Raw genomic sequence first — 15,985 nt, forward strand, 5'->3', positions numbered from 1 at the left:
CGACCGTGACGCGTATCGGCGGTGTGGCCGGCAAGGCGGTGCTCGGCATGGTGGTGGAAAAGGCGGTGGAGCGTTCGGCCGCGGCCTTGATTGCCGCCATTCTCTGAGCGAACCGCAGGGGCCGCTGCTGGCGGTTTCCTAGCGGCCCGTCTTCAATTGCTCAGCCAGGTCGGTCTGCTCCCAGGGCAGGTCGATGTCCGTTCTTCCCACTTGGCCGTAGGCGGCCAGCTTGCGGTACAGCCCGCCATCGAGTTCGCGCGACAGTTGCAGCAGCCTGAACCTGTTCAGAATGCTGGCGGGACTGAAATCCATATGCGCCTGCAGCCGTTGGGCGATCTCATTCTCATCGAGAGTGGCGGTGCCGAACGTTTCCACCTGAACGCTCACCGGCTGTGCCAGGCCGATGGTGTAGCTCAGCTGCACTTCGCATTCATCGGCCAGCCCGGCCGCAAGCACGTTTTTGGCTGCATAGCGCGCGGCGTAGGCGCCGATGCGGTCGATCCGCATGGGGTCCTTGCCGCTCAGCGCGGCCCCGCTGTGGCGCGCATATTCGCCATAGGTGTCGACGGCGGTTTTTCTGCCGGTCAGGCCGGAGTGCAGTGACGGCCCACCGCCGATCACGGCGCCCTCCGGGTTGATGAAGATGCGCGTGTTCTTGTCCGGCCGCACCTTCTCGTCTGCGAACGTGGGGTCTATGACAAGGCGTTTCAGATCCTCGCACAACACCTCGATGTCGGGTTGATCCGCAGTGGTCTGGCTGGCGATGAGGGTGATGCTGTGGATGCGGTGTGGTTTGCGGTTGCGGTATTCCACGCCGACCTGGGTCTTGCCGTCGGGCGCGAGATAGGGGAGCTCTTCATTCAGGCGCACCGCGGTGAGACGTCGTGCGAGACGATGGGCGAGCCAGATAGGCAGCGGCATCATGGCCGGAGTCTGGTTGCACGCGAAACCGAACACGGTGACCTGGTTGCGTACGGGCAGGCAATCGATATCCCCGGCGGCAGAGCGCTCCAGGCAGGTGATGCGTTCCACGTCGGGTGGCAGCTCCGTAAGGCTGGTGAGTATCGTGCAGTCGCGGGCGCTGAATTCACCCTGCCGGTAACCGACCTGTTCGATGACGCCGCGTGCCACTTCGGTGACGTCCACCTGTGCGCTGGATGCGAACCGGGCTGCGATGAAGACGACGCCGCGCGACACGGCGCATTCGGCGCTGACGTTGGCGTGGTGATCCTGGGCCATGAAGCGATCGACAATGGCATCGCTGATCTGGTCGCACAGCTTGTCGGGATGGCCTTCGGTGACAGAGTCCGAGGTGAACATAAAATCCGATTTCATGTTGCCTGCTCTCCTGTGTCGGAGGATGTGTCGTCTGTTTCCCTGCTCGAGTGCAGTGCCGGGGATGATGTGTGCGTGGCCGATTTGATGGCCTCATTGATCAGCAATGGTGCCGCCGAACCGGCCGCAATGACCAGGGCATCGAGCAGACCGACTGGCGTGATGCCGAGCAGGCGCCGCAGCGGCGGCAGGGCGATAGCGCTCAGCTGCAGTATGACCGAGCCGCCGATGGCGATATTCAGGTAGGGATTTGAGGGGCGCCTGCGCATTTCAAACAGGCTGTGACGTTCGGAACGGCAGCTGAGCGCGTGCAGCAGCTGGGCAAGCGTCAGACTCATGAAGGCGTGCGTGCTGGCGCGCGGACCGGGGCCGTAGCGCAGCAGTGCATAAGCGTAGCTGGTCAGCGTGCCCGTGGTAATGACCGCTGATTGCATGCCGAGCCGCATCAGGTCCCGGTTGCGTATGATGGGCTCTTCGGGGCGGCGCGGCGGTTGGGCGAGCACGTCTTCCTCGGGTGGCTCCAGGGCCAGCGCCAGGCCGGGGAAGATGTCGGTGATCAGATTGATCCACAGCAGCTGCATGGGGTTCAGCGGCGTTGCAACGCCGGCCGTGACGGCCGCCAGCATGACCTCGATTTCGCTGAAGTTGGTCGAGAGCAGGAATTGCAGCGCCTTGCGGATGTTGTTGTAGATGGTGCGCCCCTGCCGCACGGCGACCACCATGGTCTGCAGGTTGTCGTCCTCGAGGATGACGCCGGCGACCGAGCGTGCGACGTCGGTGCCGCTATCGCCCATGGCGACCCCGATGTCCGCCGCCTTGAGCGCGGGGCCGTCGTTGATGCCGTCGCCGGTCATGGCGACCACGGCGCCGCCGGATTGCAGGGCGCGCACCACCTGCAGCTTGTTCGCCGGGCTGACGCGGGCGAAGACCTGGACCCGTTTGACCAAGCCTGCAAGCAGTTCTGCGTCCATCGTCTCCAGCCGGCTGGATTCCAGAATCTCCAGCGGACCGCCGTTGCTGAGGTTCAGGGCTTTGCCGATGGTATAAGCCGTTCCCGCCTGATCGCCGGTGATCATCACCGTCGAGATGCCGGCATCGTGAAAACGCGACATCAGCTCGGGCATGCCCGGGCGCACGGGGTCGGCAAGCCCCACCAGGCCGAGCCAGGTCAGGGCGGGTTGCGCCTCGAAGGGCGTGTCGGCATCGGTTCGCGCATAGGCGACGCCGAGCACGCGCAGCGACTCGCCGGCCATGGCGTCGTTGCCGCTCAGGATCATGTTGCGCTCGTGCTCGCCCAGCGGTTTTGCGCTGCCTTCGTGCAGGTACGAATCGCACATCGTCAGGACTTCCGTCGGGCTGCCCTTGACGGCGAGCAGTTGGGTGCCGTCCGCGGCGCGGTGCAGCGTCTGCATGTAGTGCCGGTCTTCCGAGCGGTAGTCGATCTTGAGGCGCGGATAGGCATGCCTCAGGGCCGGGACGTCGAGACCCGCATCGCTCGCGAGCTCCAGCAGGGCGCTTTCGGTGAAGGAACCGGTTATGCGGCCGTTGTGCTGCGCGTCGTACTCCGCTTCGTTGCACAGGACGAGCGTTTGCAGCAGTGGCGGCATGTCGGCGTCGTCCAGCGGAGCGAATGCCTGGCCGTCGATGGTGAAGCGATCATCCTCGATGCGTATTTCGCGCAGGCCATTGTGCACCGCCAGCGCCGCCATGCGGTTCATGGTGAGCGTGCCGGTCTTGTCCAGGCAGATGACCTGCACCGAGCCCAGTGTTTCTACGGCGTCCAGGTGGCGGACCAGGACGTTTTTCCGGCGCATGTCGCGGATGCCCAGTGCCAGCGTGGTGGTGGCGACGGTGGGCAGGCCTTCCGGGACCGCGGCGACGGCCAGCGATATGGCGCTTTTCAGCATTTCCAGCATGCCGTAGCCGCGCAGCAGCCCGACCGCGAACACGCCCGTGCATACCGCACCGCTCAACAGGGCGAGTTGCGTGCTCATCTTGTCGAGCTGCAGTTCCATGGGGGTGTCCGGTGCATGTGATTCGCCGACCAGTGCCTGGATCTGCCCCAGCTCAGTCGCGCTGCCGGTGGCGACGACGGCCGCCACCGCACTGCCCCCCGTGACGTGCGTGCCCATGTGAATCATGTTGGCGCGATCGCCGAGCGGCGCATCGTCGGGTATGCGCACCGCGGCGCTTTTCGGTACCGGCATGCTTTCGCCGGTCAACGCCGCTTCATCCACGGACAGCCGGTCGGTGCGCAACAACCGCGCGTCCGCGGGGATGCGGGTGCCGGGTGTCAGAAGCAGGATATCGCCGGCCACCAGTTGATCCACGGGGACGATCGTGGCCGCGGCATTGCGCAATACCGTGGCATGGTGCGGGCCGGTGTCGTCGAGACTCGCGATGATGCGTTCCGACTGACGCTCCGTAACGAAACCGATGCCGGCGTTGATCGCGACCACGCCCATGATGACGATCGCGTCCGCCACGCCGCCCGTCAGTACGGAGACCACGGCGGAGGCCGCCAGCAGGCCCACCGGCAGGCTCATGAATTGTTCCGTCAAGATGGAAAGTTCGCTGCGGTGCGTCGTGCGTGGCAGCCGGTTCGGACCCCATCGCCGCAATCGGTCCAGGGCTTCCTTGCTGCTCAGGCCGTCGGTGGCCGAAACGGTGAGAGATTCGAGCACCTGCGTGACGCCGCGCGCATGCCAGGGGCGGAGTAATTGGGTGTTCTCCACCGGGTGTATTTCGGGGCGTTGCGGATTGCGCCGGGCGCGGTAACGCTCCAGCGAGGTGATCTTGCCGCCTGCGGGCGGTTCGTCAGGGGAGATTTCCTGAGAAGGGGCTGTGCCGGAAAGCGTGTCCAGGTGAGCGGCTATCGTCCTGGCGATCTGCGTGAGAGACAGGGCCGGGGCGAATTCGATCAGCAGGTTGCCGGTCAGGGCGTTGGCCCGCGCGCGCGCGATGCCGTCCGTTTGATGCAACAGCGCCTCCAGGCGTTGTCCGAGCACCTCGTCGTGGTGCAGCGCGGGAAGGTGAAACCGTGCGCGACCGGCTACAGCGGTGTGGACGGGAATGACGGAGGAGGTATGCGCGGGAACGGTCGGTTGGGCCGGCGCTTGCGTAATCCGATGAGGGTCCTGATTCTGTGGGCGCCGTATCATGCCGTTCCAGGATGCCATTCAATTTGACAAATACAACATCGGCTTGTGACCGTGGTATGTCAAGCCGATGGCCGTGCCCATCGGCCAACCAAGTACATATTAGCGCCTTGGTTAAAAAAAGCGTCTGATCCAGGTCAATGAGGCTGAATGCGGTGCGGGGGCAGGCACTTCGTGTCACATGCCCTGTGTTATAAGTTAAGCGTAACCCGCCATGTCCTGGTTTTGTTGTGGCATACGGAGGACGGTCCATGTCATCCGAGAAGACACCGCCGCGTTCCGGCCGGCTCGACCACGTGGTCGCCGAGGCCCAACGCAACCGCCTGCAGCGTGAGCAGGATTACCGCGAACAGGCGTTGAAACTTTTCCCCTGGGTCTGTGCCCGCTGCGGGCGCGAGTTCACCCGCGAGAACCTCGCCCAGCTCACCGTACATCACAAGGATCACAACCACGACAACAACCCGGCCGACGGCAGCAACTGGGAGCTGTTGTGCGTCTACTGTCACGATGCCGAGCATGGCCGTTACCTGGGTGAGGCGGGGAACGCCACCGTGCATGAACACGAACCGCCGTCTGCCACGTACAAGCCGTTTGCGGACCTGGATGCGCTGTTGAGCAAGAAAGATTGAGTATGGGGCATTTATTTCGGGGAGGAATGCTATGACCAGGCGGATCGCCATCATTCAGGGACACCCGGATCCGGCGGGCAGACATTTCTGTCATGCGCTGGCCGAGGCGTATGCGGCCGGGGCGCAGGCCGGGGGTCACGAGCTGAAAACCATTAACGTGGCCGAGCAGGATATTCCGCTGCTGCACGACCGCGCGGAATGGGAATCCGCGGAGGTGTCACCGGCGATTCGGGCCAACCAGGAGGTTATTGCCTGGGCGGATCATCTGGTGATCGTCTATCCGCTGTGGCTGGGCAGTATGCCCGCCATGCTCAAGGCGTTTCTGGAGCAGGTGCTGCGGCCCGGCTTTGCGTTCGGGCCGGGCCCCAGGGCCGGCATGGGCAAGAAGCTTCTGAAAGGAAAGAGTGCCCGCATCGTCGTGACCATGGGCATGCCGGCGTTTTTTTATCGGCTGTATTATCGCGCGCACAGTTTGAAAAGCCTGGAACGCAATATCCTGGCTTTCCTCGGCATCGGTCCGATCCGCGCCAGTCTGATCGGCATGGCCGAGGGCGGAGACGATGCACGGCGCGAGAAATGGCTGCAAAAGCTGACCCGGTTGGGGCGGCAAGGCTGCTGAGCCGTCCCCGGGGTTGCCGTAAAATCTTTTGACGCTCATGATTGCCCGCCGGTAAGGGCAGGGCGCAACGAGTTGCTGCGCCGGTGTCCGATCAATCCACTTTTATACAAACCTGGTGAGGCATGAGCAAAGCGATAGGTGACGTCGTATTTTTCGAGCAGTCGAAGCCGGAGGCAGAACGGTACCATCTCGCCGCAGAAAAGCTGGTCACGGGCAATCCGGAACAGGCGGTCTGGAATCACTATTCGGACCCCGGCAGCCAGTTTCATGTCGGCGTCTGGTCCTCCGAGGTCGGGTGCTGGCGTATCCGTTATACCGAGTACGAGTTCTGCCAAATCCTGGAAGGCGTTTCCATCCTGCGCGACAGCCAGGGCGCCGAGCGCACCCTGAAGCCGGGCGATAACTTCGTCATTCCCGCCGGTTTCGAGGGCGAGTGGGAAGTGACCGAACCCTGCAAGAAGATCTACGTGATTTTCGAGCCGGACTCGAATGCGTAATGTGTTGATAGAGATCGATGGCCCCCTGTCCGGCGGGGCCGTCACTGTTCTGTTATCAGTTATCCGCATCACCCCGGTGGCATAAGCCCACAGTAATCACGTTTATTCGTGGCTGCATTAATGAATATTCTCATTCAGCCTCCAATTTTTTTATAAATTCTTTCTTTTTCTCCATATGGCGGTCGTTTATGACTGTCATGGCGGATTCATAGTCAGTCACTAGGGTAAGGAGCCGTATCATCGGTGGCACGTGTATTTCCCGAGTGGTCCACTGAGCTATTCGTGGGTATGATGACGCGGTTCGTTTGATTGTTTCCGGCCTTTAGGGAGCGTACAGAATGCAGGATTTGTTTAGTGATGCCTGGATGAAGGCATTCAAGGAGGCTTGGAATGGAGATCTCAAACTGGTCCAGGACCTCGGGGGAATGAATTTCACCGCGAATGTGGGTTATGGCTTCGAACAGGAGGCCGAGCCCCGCGGTGTGGTGGTCGTCAACCAGGGGGTTGTCGTCGACGCCAGGGCCTATGACGGCCAGCCGCTTAATTGGGACCTGCGCGCCACGCCGGATCACTGGTACGAAATGCTGAAAAAGCCGCCGAATCTGATGGGGCTCGGTCTGGCTTACACCTCCAGAAAGCTGCGCTTCAAAAAGGGCGACTATGCGGCGATGATCAAGGATCCGCGCCTTGCGGATGCCTTTGTCAGAAGCTTCATGCTGATGGGCAAGATCGTTGCGTCCTGAGTTGTCCGGAATTCCAGAATTTCCTTAACGTACGGCCGTTTTCGGTCGCTACCCCGATCCCGATATCCGAGAGCTATCCGGCCATGACGTTGAACATCGGCGTCTGAGCCGGATCGTTTGCATTCGGGGTTTGATTGCCCGGTACATCGCGAGCCCGGTCGCCTGATATGATGATCTGAACGACAACCGCTGTTATTAGAGTAATGCCTGACAAGTTGCCTTTAAGGTTTTGATTTATGGAGAAAGTTAGCGTTCTGTTCTGCTGTATGGGCAACATCTGCCGGTCTCCGACGGCGCAGGGCGTCTTCTGGCGCTTGGTGACCGAACAGGGGCTGGAGGACAGGATCTGGGTCGATTCCGCCGGCACGCATGCCTATCACATCGGCGAGCCGCCGGACGAGCGCGCCCAGGCGGCGGCCCTGCGCCGGGGTGTGGATTTGTCCGACCAGCGGGCGCGGCGGGTCGAGCCGCGCGATTTCGGTGAATACGATTACGTGCTCGCCATGGACCGCGATAATTTCGCGAACCTGCAGGCCGTTTGTCCCGCGGGTATGGAGTCCCGGCTGTATTTGTTCCTGGATTTCAGCGAGCGCCATACGGGGCTCGATGTGCCCGACCCGTACTACGGGGGAGAGCGGGGATTCGAGGAGGTGTTGGATCTCGTCGAGGCAGCCGCCGAAGGTCTGTTGCAGACCATCAAGACCCGTCATTTCGACGCCGCCTGACGGCGTACTGACGTACGGCGGCCCCCTGTCATGATCCTGGCCGGCGCAATGCCGGCCAGGGGCAGGGCCTGACTTCTTACTCCGCTTTGTTTTCGCTGCCGGCGTGGGCTGCGGGTGCAGCTTCAGCCGGTGCGTCGTTGCGCGGGGTGGGTGATTCGGGTCGGGCCGGTTTTTCCGCAGCGCCGGCGGTGGGGTTAATCACCGGCAGGGGTTTCACTTCACCGGGACCGGCGGATTCGGGTTTGCTCTCGGCACGCGGTGCCGACTGCTCGGGCTTGCGGCTTTCACCACTTTCCGGCTTGCGCGCTTCCTGAGGCGCGGGTTCGGCTGCTGCGGGTTTTTTCTCCGCGGACTCGCTGCTGCTTCCTGCGGGTTTCTGACTACCCTGGGGCTGCTGCCCTCCCTGAGACTGATCGCGCTGCGGTTGACCGCCCTGGGGCTGACCACCCTGAGACTGATCGCGCTGCGGTTGACCGCCCTGGGGCTGACCACCCTGAGACTGACCACCCTGGGGCTGACCACCCTGGGGCTGACCACCCTGGGGCTGACCTCCCTGGGGCTGACCACCCTGGGGCTGACCACCCTGGGGCTGACCACCCTGGGGCTGACCACCCTGGGGCTGACCTCCCTGGGGCTGACCTCCCTGGGGCTGACCTCCCTGGGGCTGACCGCCTTGGGGTTGACCACCTTGAGGTTGCTGCCCGCTCTGGTCCTGGCTGCCTTGCGGCTGCTGTTCACCTTGCTGGGCGTTTTGCGACTGCTCCGAACGATTGCGGTTACGGCGACGTCCGCCGCGACGTCCGCGGCTCGAGCGACTGCCCGATGGTTTGGAGGAGCCGCCGTTTTCCGGTTTTTCCTGTTCGCCCTTGGCGGGTTGCTGTTCACCCTTGGACTGCTGGGTTTCCTGGCGCGGCTTTTCAGCCTCGGGCTGTGCCTGCTGCCGGGCTTCCTTCTTTTGCGGCCTCGAACCTTTTTGCTCGTCCGAACCGTTTCTGGAGGAAGCCGGCCGGCGACGGCGTTGTTCACCGCGCTCTTCCTTCTGGCTGGAGCGGCGCGGGCTTTGTTTTCTGGGCTTGGGTGCTTCTTCCTCGACCTTGATTTGCCCGCGGCGCGGGTCGGGGGCGAAAAAGTAGTTCCAGAACTGGACGAGCAGGCCGGGTTTCAGCGTTTGCTGCCCGGCTGTGGAATCCTCGGGTTCGGCCACCATCGGTGCCGGTGTGGCCGGGGTGACGCTCTGGACCAGCGGCGTTTCGGCGCGCTGCTGCGCGGCGGCGGCCGTACGCGGTTCCTCTTCCTCGGGCTTGATGAGTTCGTAGCTGCTCTGGCTGTCGCGCGACATTTCGTCCGTGCGCAGGCGTGTCACATCATAGTGCGGTGTCTGCAGCTGCGGGTTCGGCAGGATGGTGAGCCGGACCTGATGGCGGGTTCCGATGTCCGCGACGGCTTCGCGCTTTTCGTTGAGCAGGAAGGTGGCCACCTCGACGGGCACCTGGGCAATGACCTCGCCCGTCTTTTCCTTCATGGCCTCTTCTTCCATGAGGCGCAGGATGGACAGGCTCAGCGATTCCACGCTGCGCACGGTGCCCTGGCCCGAGCAGCGGGGGCAGACGATCTGGCTGGACTCGCCCAGCGACGGGCGCAGGCGCTGGCGCGACATTTCCAGCAGGCCGAAGCGCGAGATGCGCCCCATCTGCACGCGGGCCCGGTCGAGCTTGACGGCGTCGCGCAGGCGGTTTTCGACCTCGCGCTGGTTCTTGCTGGGCGCCATGTCGATGAAGTCGATCACGATCAGGCCGCCCAGGTCGCGCAGGCGCAGCTGGCGGGCGATCTCGTCGGCCGCCTCCAGGTTGGTGTTTAGCGCGGTCTCCTCGATGTCGCTGCCCTTGGTGGCGCGCGCCGAGTTGATGTCGATGGAGATCAGCGCCTCGGTGTGGTCGATGACGATGGCGCCGCCGCCGGGCAGGGTGACCTCGCGCTCGAAGGCGGACTCGATCTGGCTTTCCACCTGGAAACGGTTGAACAGCGGCACGCGGTCGCTGTAGATCTTGAGCTTGCGCAGATGCTGGGGCATGACCATCTGCATGAAGTCGGTGGCGCGCTGGTGCACCTGCTCGTCGTCGATGAGGATTTCACCGATGTCCGCGCGGAAGTAGTCGCGCAGGGCGCGGATGATGATGTCGCTTTCCTGGTAGATCAGAACCGGCGCCTTGTTCTCCGCGCCCGCCTTCTTGATCGCTTCCCACAGGGTCTTCAGGTAGCCGAAGTCCCATTCCAGTTCCTCGGCGCTGCGATCCACGCCCGCGGTGCGCACGATGACGCCCATGTCGCCGGGGATGTCGAGCTTGGAGAGGGCCTCGCGGATGAGGGCGCGTTCCTCGCCCTCGATGCGCCGGGATACGCCGCCGGCCTTGGGGTTGTTGGGCATGAGCACCAGGTAGCGCCCGGCCAGGCTGATATAGGTGGTGAGCGCGGCGCCCTTGGTGCCGCGTTCTTCCTTGTCGACCTGGACGATGACTTCCTGGCCTTCCTTGACGGCTTCCTTGATGGGAGGACGGCCGCCGTTGCCACTCACCCCTTCGGCGTAGTACTCGGGGGCGATTTCCTTGTAGGGCAGGAAACCATGGCGCTCGGCGCCATAGTTGACGAAGGCCGCTTCCAGGCTGGGCTCGACGCGGGTGATGACACCCTTGTAGATGTTCGCCTTACGCTGTTCGCGGGAGGGAACCTCGATATCGAGATCGTAGAGCTTCTGGCCATCGACCATCGCAACCCGGATCTCTTCGGGCTGCGTGGCATTGATGAGGATACGTTTCATTAAGAGGGTCTCTTGGCATACGCTCACCCACACCCGGGAGCGGCTGCCTGCGCACGGTCTTGGACGGCGCGGCCTGCCAAGTTCTGATCTGCGGTCTCACGCAAAGAGACAGCATCTGTGTAATTAGATGCACGGTCAGAGACATTCCGAATCTGGGGGCGATATAGTTAATCACGACGCTCACGCGGTTTAGGTGCTGAGCGGGCTACTTTCACACGCCAAACCCGGTCTAGGCCGGGTCTGGCGGAAAAATCTTTAAATAACGCACTGTCGCCAGTCTGTTGTACGCAAAATGTCCGGCGACTTATGCACTATATCAGCCCGCAGGAATTCCATCAAACCCTTGATTGAACTGTTATTATCCGCGCATGAGCACGCCATCCGCCAAGCCCGCAAGCGGGGTCAGACACCAGCAGGTAAGCCGCGCCGAGGCCGGCCAGCGGGTGGACAATTATCTGCTGCGGGTCCTGAAAGGTGTGCCCCGCAGCCGGATCTACCGGATTCTGCGCAAGGGCGAGGTGCGGGTGAACGGCAAGCGCATCAAGCCCGAGTACCGGCTGCAGGCCGGGGATGAGGTCCGCCTCCCGCCGGTTCGGCAGGCCCAGGCACCGAAGGAGGCCCCGCAGCTGCCGGCCGGATTGGACGAACGCCTCGAGGCGGCGATCCTGGCCGAGGACGAGTACCTGATGATTCTCGACAAGCCCAGCGGGCTGGCCGTGCATGGCGGCAGCACCCTGGGGTTCGGAGTGATCGAGGCGCTGCGGGCGATCCGCCCCAACGCGCCGTTTCTCGAACTGGCGCATCGTCTGGACCGGGCCACCAGCGGCTGCCTGGTGGTGGCCAAGACCCGCGCCGTGCTGAACGAGCTGCACGGACTGCTGCGCGACGGCAAGGTGGAAAAGCATTACCTGGCGCTGCTGGCGGGACACTGGGAAGGCGGGCCGCGGCGCGTCGAGCTGGCGCTGAGCCGCGGCGAGGGTGCGGCGCACTCGAAGGTGAGCGTCGACGAGGCCGGCAAGGCGGCGAGCAGCCTGTTCACGCCCAAAAAGCGCTGGCCGCAGGCCACGCTGGCGGATGTGCGCATCTTTACCGGCCGTACGCACCAGATCCGCGTGCATGCCGCGCATATCGGGCACCCCGTCGCCGGGGACGAAAAGTACGGCGACTTCGACTTCAACCGGACCCTGCGGCGGGAAGGACTCAAGCGTTTGTTTCTGCACGCCAGCGAGTTGCGCTTTCAACTGCCTGTAAGCGGGCGCAAGTATCATGTGCAGGCAGCGTTGCCTGGCGACCTGAAGGATTTTCTGAAAACGTTCAAATGACTGCAGTGAAACAAGACTACGAATTGCTGATCTTCGATTGGGACGGCACGGTGATGGATTCGGTGGCGCGCATCGTCTCCTGCCTGCATCGTGCGGCCGTGGACGCGGGCGGTAACGTGCCGCCGCGCGAGGCACTGCGCGACGTCATCGGGCTGGGCCTGCGCGAGGCGATCCTCGCCCTGTTCCCCGCGGCCGACGAGGCGTTCATCGAACGCTATTCGGCGGCCTACCGCGATTATTTTCTGGGCGGCGACGATACGCCCAGCCCGCTGTATGCCGGTGCCCGGGAAACGCTGACCGGGCTGCGTCAGCAGGGCTATTACCTGGCGGTCGCCACCGGCAAGTCGCGCCGCGGCCTCGACCGGGTGCTGGAGGAAACCGGCCTGGGCGATCTGTTCGCGGTCACGCGCTGCGCGGACGAGACCTTTTCCAAGCCGCACCCGCAGATGCTGCACGAGATCCTGACCGATCTGGACACGCAGCCTGGCGCCGCCCTGATGATCGGCGATTCGGAATACGATGTGCTGATGGGACAGAATGCGGGCGTGGACGCCCTGGCGGTGAGTTACGGCGTGCATTCGCTGGAGCGCCTGCAGGCACACCGGACGGTGGGTTACATCGAGGCGATCACCGAACTGCCGGCCTGGCTGGATCAGCGGCTGCCCGAGGCGGCCGGGGCCTGAACGACGAGGAACCATCTGCTGCGCAGAGGAGAGGGATATGAGCGACGCGAATCAACAACGGCCCGGCCAGAACGAACCGCAGGGCTGGGAACGACAGGCCCTGATGCGCCTGGCCGAGGCGGGCCTGCGGGAGCAGCAGATCTCGCGGCGCTGGGGGATATTTTTCAAATTGCTCGGTTTTATCTACCTGTTCCTGCTGCTGGCGATCTTCGTGGGGAATTACGGCAAGGCGCCCAGCCTGGTCGAGGGCCGGCACACCGCGTTGGTCGATCTGAACGGGGTGATCGGGGCGGGTAACGACGCCGACGCGCAGAATATCGTGTCGGCGCTGGAAAACGCCTTTGAGGCCAAGGGCACGGCAGGTGTGATCCTGCGCATCAACAGTCCCGGCGGCAGCCCGGTGCAGTCCGCTTATATCTACGATGCCATCCGCCGGCTGGAACAGGCTCATCCCAAGATTCCGGTTTATGCGGTCATCGAGGACGTCGGCGCCTCGGGCGCTTATTACGTTGCCGCCGCGGCGAACAGGATCTATGCCAACCCGGCCAGTCTGGTCGGCTCGATCGGGGTGCGCATGGACAGCTTCGGATTCGTGGATGCGATCAAGAAGCTCGGCGTGACGCGCCGCCTGCTGACCTCGGGCGACCACAAGGGCATGCTCGATCCCTTCTTGCCGCAGAATCCGGAGGACGTGACCCATGTCCAGCAGATGCTGGACCAGATTCACCAGCAGTTCATCCAGGCGGTGGAGCAGGGGCGTGGCAAGCGTCTCAAGAAGGATACGCCGCAGTTGTTCAGCGGCTGGGTATGGACGGGCAAGGATGCGCTCAAGCTGGGCCTGATCGACGGTTTCGGCAGTCCCACCTACGTGGCCCGCGATGTGATCGGCGCCAAGCGCATCGTCAATTACACGCCGCGCAAACCCTGGCTGGAGCGTCTGACCGGCGAGGTCGGCACCTCGGCCGCCCGGGCGTTCATGACGCAGCTGGAGGCCCGGCAGCTGAAGCTGGATTAGCCGGATAAAAGGCTAGCCGCAGACGCGGACGCCCTCGGTCTCGAGCATGGTGGTGAGGCGGATCAGCGGCAGGCCGATCAGCGCGGTCGGGTCGTCGCCGCGCATGGCCTCGAACAGGCAGATGCCCAGTGCCTCCGACTTGAAGCTGCCCGCGCAGTTGTAGGGCTGCTCGGCCTGCAGATAGGCCTCGATCTGTGCGTCCCGCAGCGGCCGCATCACGACGGTGAACAACACGTCGTCCACCTGCAGTTCTCCGCTTTGCGCGTTCAGCAGCGCCAGCCCGGTATGAAAACGCACTTCCTTGCCCGACAGGAAGCGCAGCTGCTCCACCGCCCGGGCGTGGTCGCCGGGCTTGCCCAGGATTTCGCCTTCGCATTCGGCGCACTGGTCCGAACCGATGATCAGGCCGCGTTCGGCCTGTTCGGCGACGGCCCGGGCCTTGGCCTCGGACAGGCGCTTGACCAGCTGCGCGGGCGTTTCGCCGGGGCGCCGGGATTCGTCGACCTCGGGGCTGATACAGGTGAAGTCGAGGCGCAGCCGGTCGAGCAGGGCGCGGCGAAACGGCGAACTCGACGCCAGGATGATCGGTACCGCCATGGGCCTACTCGAGTTCGATCAGGACTTCGTCCGGATTGACGCTCTCGCCCTTGCTGACGTAGATCTCGGTTACCTTGCCCGCGACCGGCGCCTGGATTTCGGTTTCCATTTTCATGGCCTCGATGACCAGCACGGGGTCGCCCGCCTTGACCTCCGAGCCGACCTCCACCAGGACGTCGATGACGGTGCCGGGCATGGTCACGCTGACCTGGCCCGGCTTGGTGGCGCGGGGACGCTTGCTGGTGCCGCGTTCGGCGGGTTTGGTACTCCCGCCTCCGGCGGCGGGCGTCAGCTCGATCTCCTCCAGACTCTCGAGCATGATTTCTTCCGGCATGCCGTCGACGGTGACGAAATAGGGCCGGATGCCGTCGCGCTCGTGGCCGGAACCGCTGATGTGCACGTGGTAAGTCTCGCCGTGCATGGTGACGTTGAACTCGACCGGGGCGGTGGTCGGGGCCGCCGGCGCCGTTTCCTGTGCCGGCCGTTCCAGGGGCTCCGGCGTCAGGTTGTCCTCCGCGCGCTGCTCCAGGAATTCGCGCCCGATCTCGGGGAACATGGCGTAGATCAGCACGTCCTCGTCGTTGTGGGCGAGTTCGCCCACCGCCTCGCGCAGGTTGTCGAATTCGTCCTCCAGCAGGTCGGCCGGGCGGCTGTCGATGATGTCGGTGTTGCCGATGGCCTTGCGCCGCACCACGGGATTCACGCGCCCCGGCGCACGGCCGTAACGGCCCTGCAGGTAGAGCTTCACCTCGTTGGTGATGGTTTTGTAGCGCTCGCCGGTGAGTACGTTCATGACGGCCTGGGTGCCGACGATCTGGGAGGTGGGGGTGACCAGCGGCGGGTAGCCGAGGTCCTCGCGCACCCGCGGGATCTCTTCCAGCACGGCGTTGAACTTGTCCAGCGCGCCCTGTTCGCGCATCTGGTTGATGAGGTTGGAGATCATGCCGCCGGGCACTTGGTTCACGTGCACGCGCGTGTCGATGCCGGTGAACTCGCTCTCGAACTGGCGGTATTTCTTGCGCACCTCGTGGAAGTACATGCCGATCTCCTGCAGCAGCGGCAGGTTCAGGCCGGTGTCGTAGGGGGTGTCCTGCAGCGCGGCGACCATGCTTTCGGTGGCGGGGTGGCTGGCGCCGCCGGAGAACGCGGAGATCGCGGTATCGATGTGGGTGCAGCCGTGTTCGACCGCCTTCAGGTGCGACATCTCCGACATGCCCGAGGTGGCATGCGAGTGCAGCTGCAGCGGTACGGAGATGGCCTTGCTCAGGGCGCTGACCAGCTGTTCGGCGGCGAACGGGGTGAGCAGGCTGGCCATGTCCTTGATGACGATACTGTCGCAGCCCATCTCCTCCAGCTTGCGGGCGTCGGCCACGAACTGCTCCACGGTATGCACCGGGCTCACGGTATAGGAGATCGCGCCCTGGGCGTGCTTGCCCGCCTTCTTGACCGCGTCGATGGCGGTGCGCAGGTTGCGCAGGTCGTTGAGGGCGTCGAAGATCCGGAACACGTCGATGCCGTTGTCGGCCGAGCGTTCCACGAACTTGCGCACCACGTCGTCGGAGTAGTGCCGGTAGCCCAGCAGGTTCTGCCCGCGCAGCAGCATCTGCAGCCGGGTGTTGGGCAGGGCCTTGCGCAGTTCGCGCAGGCGTTCCCAGGGGTCTTCCTTGAGGAAGCGCACGCAGGCATCGAAGGTGGCGCCGCCCCAGACCTCCAGCGACCAGTAGCCGACCTGGTCCAGTTTGGCGCAGATCGGCAGCATGTCGCTGGTGCGCATGCGGGTGGCGATCAGGCACTGATGGGCATCGCGCAGGATGGTTTCTGTAATTTCAACTTTTGGCATCTGTGCG

At 63.9% G+C, this 15,985-nt stretch carries 13 protein-coding genes; 8 read left to right on the forward strand and 5 right to left on the reverse strand.

The features are described from left to right. Positions 1-138: 138 nt before the first annotated feature. Entirely contained in the window at positions 139-1,335 is a 1,197-nt protein-coding gene (gene metK / locus P8Y64_06230) for a methionine adenosyltransferase (protein MEJ2060072.1), read from the reverse strand. Continuing rightward, positions 1,332-4,496 carry an HAD-IC family P-type ATPase gene (locus tag P8Y64_06235; GenBank protein MEJ2060073.1) on the reverse strand — a complete coding sequence of 1,055 codons (3,165 nt, stop codon included), beginning with the start codon at positions 4,494-4,496 and terminating at the stop codon, positions 1,332-1,334. The genes metK and P8Y64_06235 overlap by 4 nt, the downstream gene beginning before the upstream one ends. A 248-nt stretch (positions 4,497-4,744) precedes the next feature. On the opposite strand from P8Y64_06235, the gene P8Y64_06240 reads away from it, so the two are divergent. The 5 genes from P8Y64_06240 (at position 4,745) to P8Y64_06260 (ending at position 7,706) form a co-directional block, all read left to right on the forward strand. Continuing rightward, on the forward strand, positions 4,745-5,122 hold the full coding sequence (locus P8Y64_06240; protein MEJ2060074.1) for a YajD family HNH nuclease: 378 nt from the start codon (positions 4,745-4,747) through the stop codon (positions 5,120-5,122). Between the two features lie 31 nt (positions 5,123-5,153). Next, positions 5,154-5,741: an NAD(P)H-dependent oxidoreductase gene (locus P8Y64_06245; GenBank protein ID MEJ2060075.1), complete on the forward strand. Its 588-nt coding sequence runs from the start codon at positions 5,154-5,156 to the stop codon at positions 5,739-5,741. Positions 5,742-5,863: 122 nt separating this feature from the next. Further along, positions 5,864-6,238, forward strand: coding sequence for a cupin domain-containing protein (locus P8Y64_06250; protein ID MEJ2060076.1), 375 nt, complete (start codon positions 5,864-5,866; stop codon positions 6,236-6,238). Between the two features lie 338 nt (positions 6,239-6,576). Next, positions 6,577-6,981 carry an SCP-2 sterol transfer family protein gene (locus P8Y64_06255; GenBank protein ID MEJ2060077.1) on the forward strand — a complete coding sequence of 135 codons (405 nt, stop codon included), beginning with the start codon at positions 6,577-6,579 and terminating at the stop codon, positions 6,979-6,981. Between the two features lie 236 nt (positions 6,982-7,217). Next, a complete protein-coding gene (locus P8Y64_06260) occupies positions 7,218-7,706 on the forward strand; it encodes a low molecular weight phosphotyrosine protein phosphatase (GenBank protein ID MEJ2060078.1) in 489 nt (162 codons plus the stop codon). A 76-nt stretch (positions 7,707-7,782) separates the two neighbouring features. Here the strand turns inward: P8Y64_06260 and rne are convergent, their stop codons facing one another. Beyond that, a complete protein-coding gene (gene rne / locus P8Y64_06265) occupies positions 7,783-10,521 on the reverse strand; it encodes a ribonuclease E (protein MEJ2060079.1) in 2,739 nt (912 codons plus the stop codon). Positions 10,522-10,889: 368 nt separating this feature from the next. On the opposite strand from rne, the gene P8Y64_06270 reads away from it, so the two are divergent. Genes P8Y64_06270 through P8Y64_06280 form a run of 3 tightly spaced genes read left to right on the forward strand, consistent with a single transcriptional unit; the run spans position 10,890 to position 13,541 of the window. Then, positions 10,890-11,843, forward strand: coding sequence for an RluA family pseudouridine synthase (locus P8Y64_06270; protein ID MEJ2060080.1), 954 nt, complete (start codon positions 10,890-10,892; stop codon positions 11,841-11,843). Continuing rightward, the gene (locus P8Y64_06275; GenBank protein MEJ2060081.1) at positions 11,840-12,526 is read left to right on the forward strand and encodes an HAD-IA family hydrolase; all 687 of its coding nucleotides are present in this window, start codon (positions 11,840-11,842) and stop codon (positions 12,524-12,526) included. Before P8Y64_06270 ends, P8Y64_06275 begins: the two co-directional genes overlap by 4 nt. Positions 12,527-12,563: 37 nt before the next feature. Then, positions 12,564-13,541, forward strand: coding sequence for a S49 family peptidase (locus tag P8Y64_06280; protein MEJ2060082.1), 978 nt, complete (start codon positions 12,564-12,566; stop codon positions 13,539-13,541). 12 nt (positions 13,542-13,553) lie between these two features. Here P8Y64_06280 and P8Y64_06285 read toward each other — a convergent pair whose 3' ends face one another. Continuing rightward, positions 13,554-14,138, reverse strand: coding sequence for a Maf family nucleotide pyrophosphatase (locus tag P8Y64_06285; protein MEJ2060083.1), 585 nt, complete (start codon positions 14,136-14,138; stop codon positions 13,554-13,556). A gap of 4 nt (positions 14,139-14,142) precedes the next feature. Next, entirely contained in the window at positions 14,143-15,978 is a 1,836-nt protein-coding gene (gene oadA, locus P8Y64_06290; GenBank protein ID MEJ2060084.1) for a sodium-extruding oxaloacetate decarboxylase subunit alpha, read from the reverse strand. Between the last annotated feature and the right edge of the window lie 7 nt (positions 15,979-15,985).

Source organism: Gammaproteobacteria bacterium (assembly GCA_037388465.1).
Classification (GTDB): domain Bacteria; phylum Pseudomonadota; class Gammaproteobacteria; order SpSt-1174; family SpSt-1174; genus JARRKE01.

What these genes read in the sequence shown, in the direction of transcription:
- metK (MEJ2060072.1), bottom strand. Translation starts at nt 1,335, where the DNA reads ATGAAATCGGATTTTATGTTCACCTCGGACTCTGTCACCGAAGGCCAT.
- P8Y64_06235 (MEJ2060073.1), bottom strand. Translation starts at nt 4,496, where the DNA reads ATGATACGGCGCCCACAGAATCAGGACCCTCATCGGATTACGCAAGCG.
- P8Y64_06240 (MEJ2060074.1), top strand. Translation starts at nt 4,745, where the DNA reads ATGTCATCCGAGAAGACACCGCCGCGTTCCGGCCGGCTCGACCACGTG.
- P8Y64_06245 (MEJ2060075.1), top strand. Translation starts at nt 5,154, where the DNA reads ATGACCAGGCGGATCGCCATCATTCAGGGACACCCGGATCCGGCGGGC.
- P8Y64_06250 (MEJ2060076.1), top strand. Translation starts at nt 5,864, where the DNA reads ATGAGCAAAGCGATAGGTGACGTCGTATTTTTCGAGCAGTCGAAGCCG.
- P8Y64_06255 (MEJ2060077.1), top strand. Translation starts at nt 6,577, where the DNA reads ATGCAGGATTTGTTTAGTGATGCCTGGATGAAGGCATTCAAGGAGGCT.
- P8Y64_06260 (MEJ2060078.1), top strand. Translation starts at nt 7,218, where the DNA reads ATGGAGAAAGTTAGCGTTCTGTTCTGCTGTATGGGCAACATCTGCCGG.
- rne (MEJ2060079.1), bottom strand. Translation starts at nt 10,521, where the DNA reads ATGAAACGTATCCTCATCAATGCCACGCAGCCCGAAGAGATCCGGGTT.
- P8Y64_06270 (MEJ2060080.1), top strand. Translation starts at nt 10,890, where the DNA reads ATGAGCACGCCATCCGCCAAGCCCGCAAGCGGGGTCAGACACCAGCAG.
- P8Y64_06275 (MEJ2060081.1), top strand. Translation starts at nt 11,840, where the DNA reads ATGACTGCAGTGAAACAAGACTACGAATTGCTGATCTTCGATTGGGAC.
- P8Y64_06280 (MEJ2060082.1), top strand. Translation starts at nt 12,564, where the DNA reads ATGAGCGACGCGAATCAACAACGGCCCGGCCAGAACGAACCGCAGGGC.
- P8Y64_06285 (MEJ2060083.1), bottom strand. Translation starts at nt 14,138, where the DNA reads ATGGCGGTACCGATCATCCTGGCGTCGAGTTCGCCGTTTCGCCGCGCC.
- oadA (MEJ2060084.1), bottom strand. Translation starts at nt 15,978, where the DNA reads ATGCCAAAAGTTGAAATTACAGAAACCATCCTGCGCGATGCCCATCAG.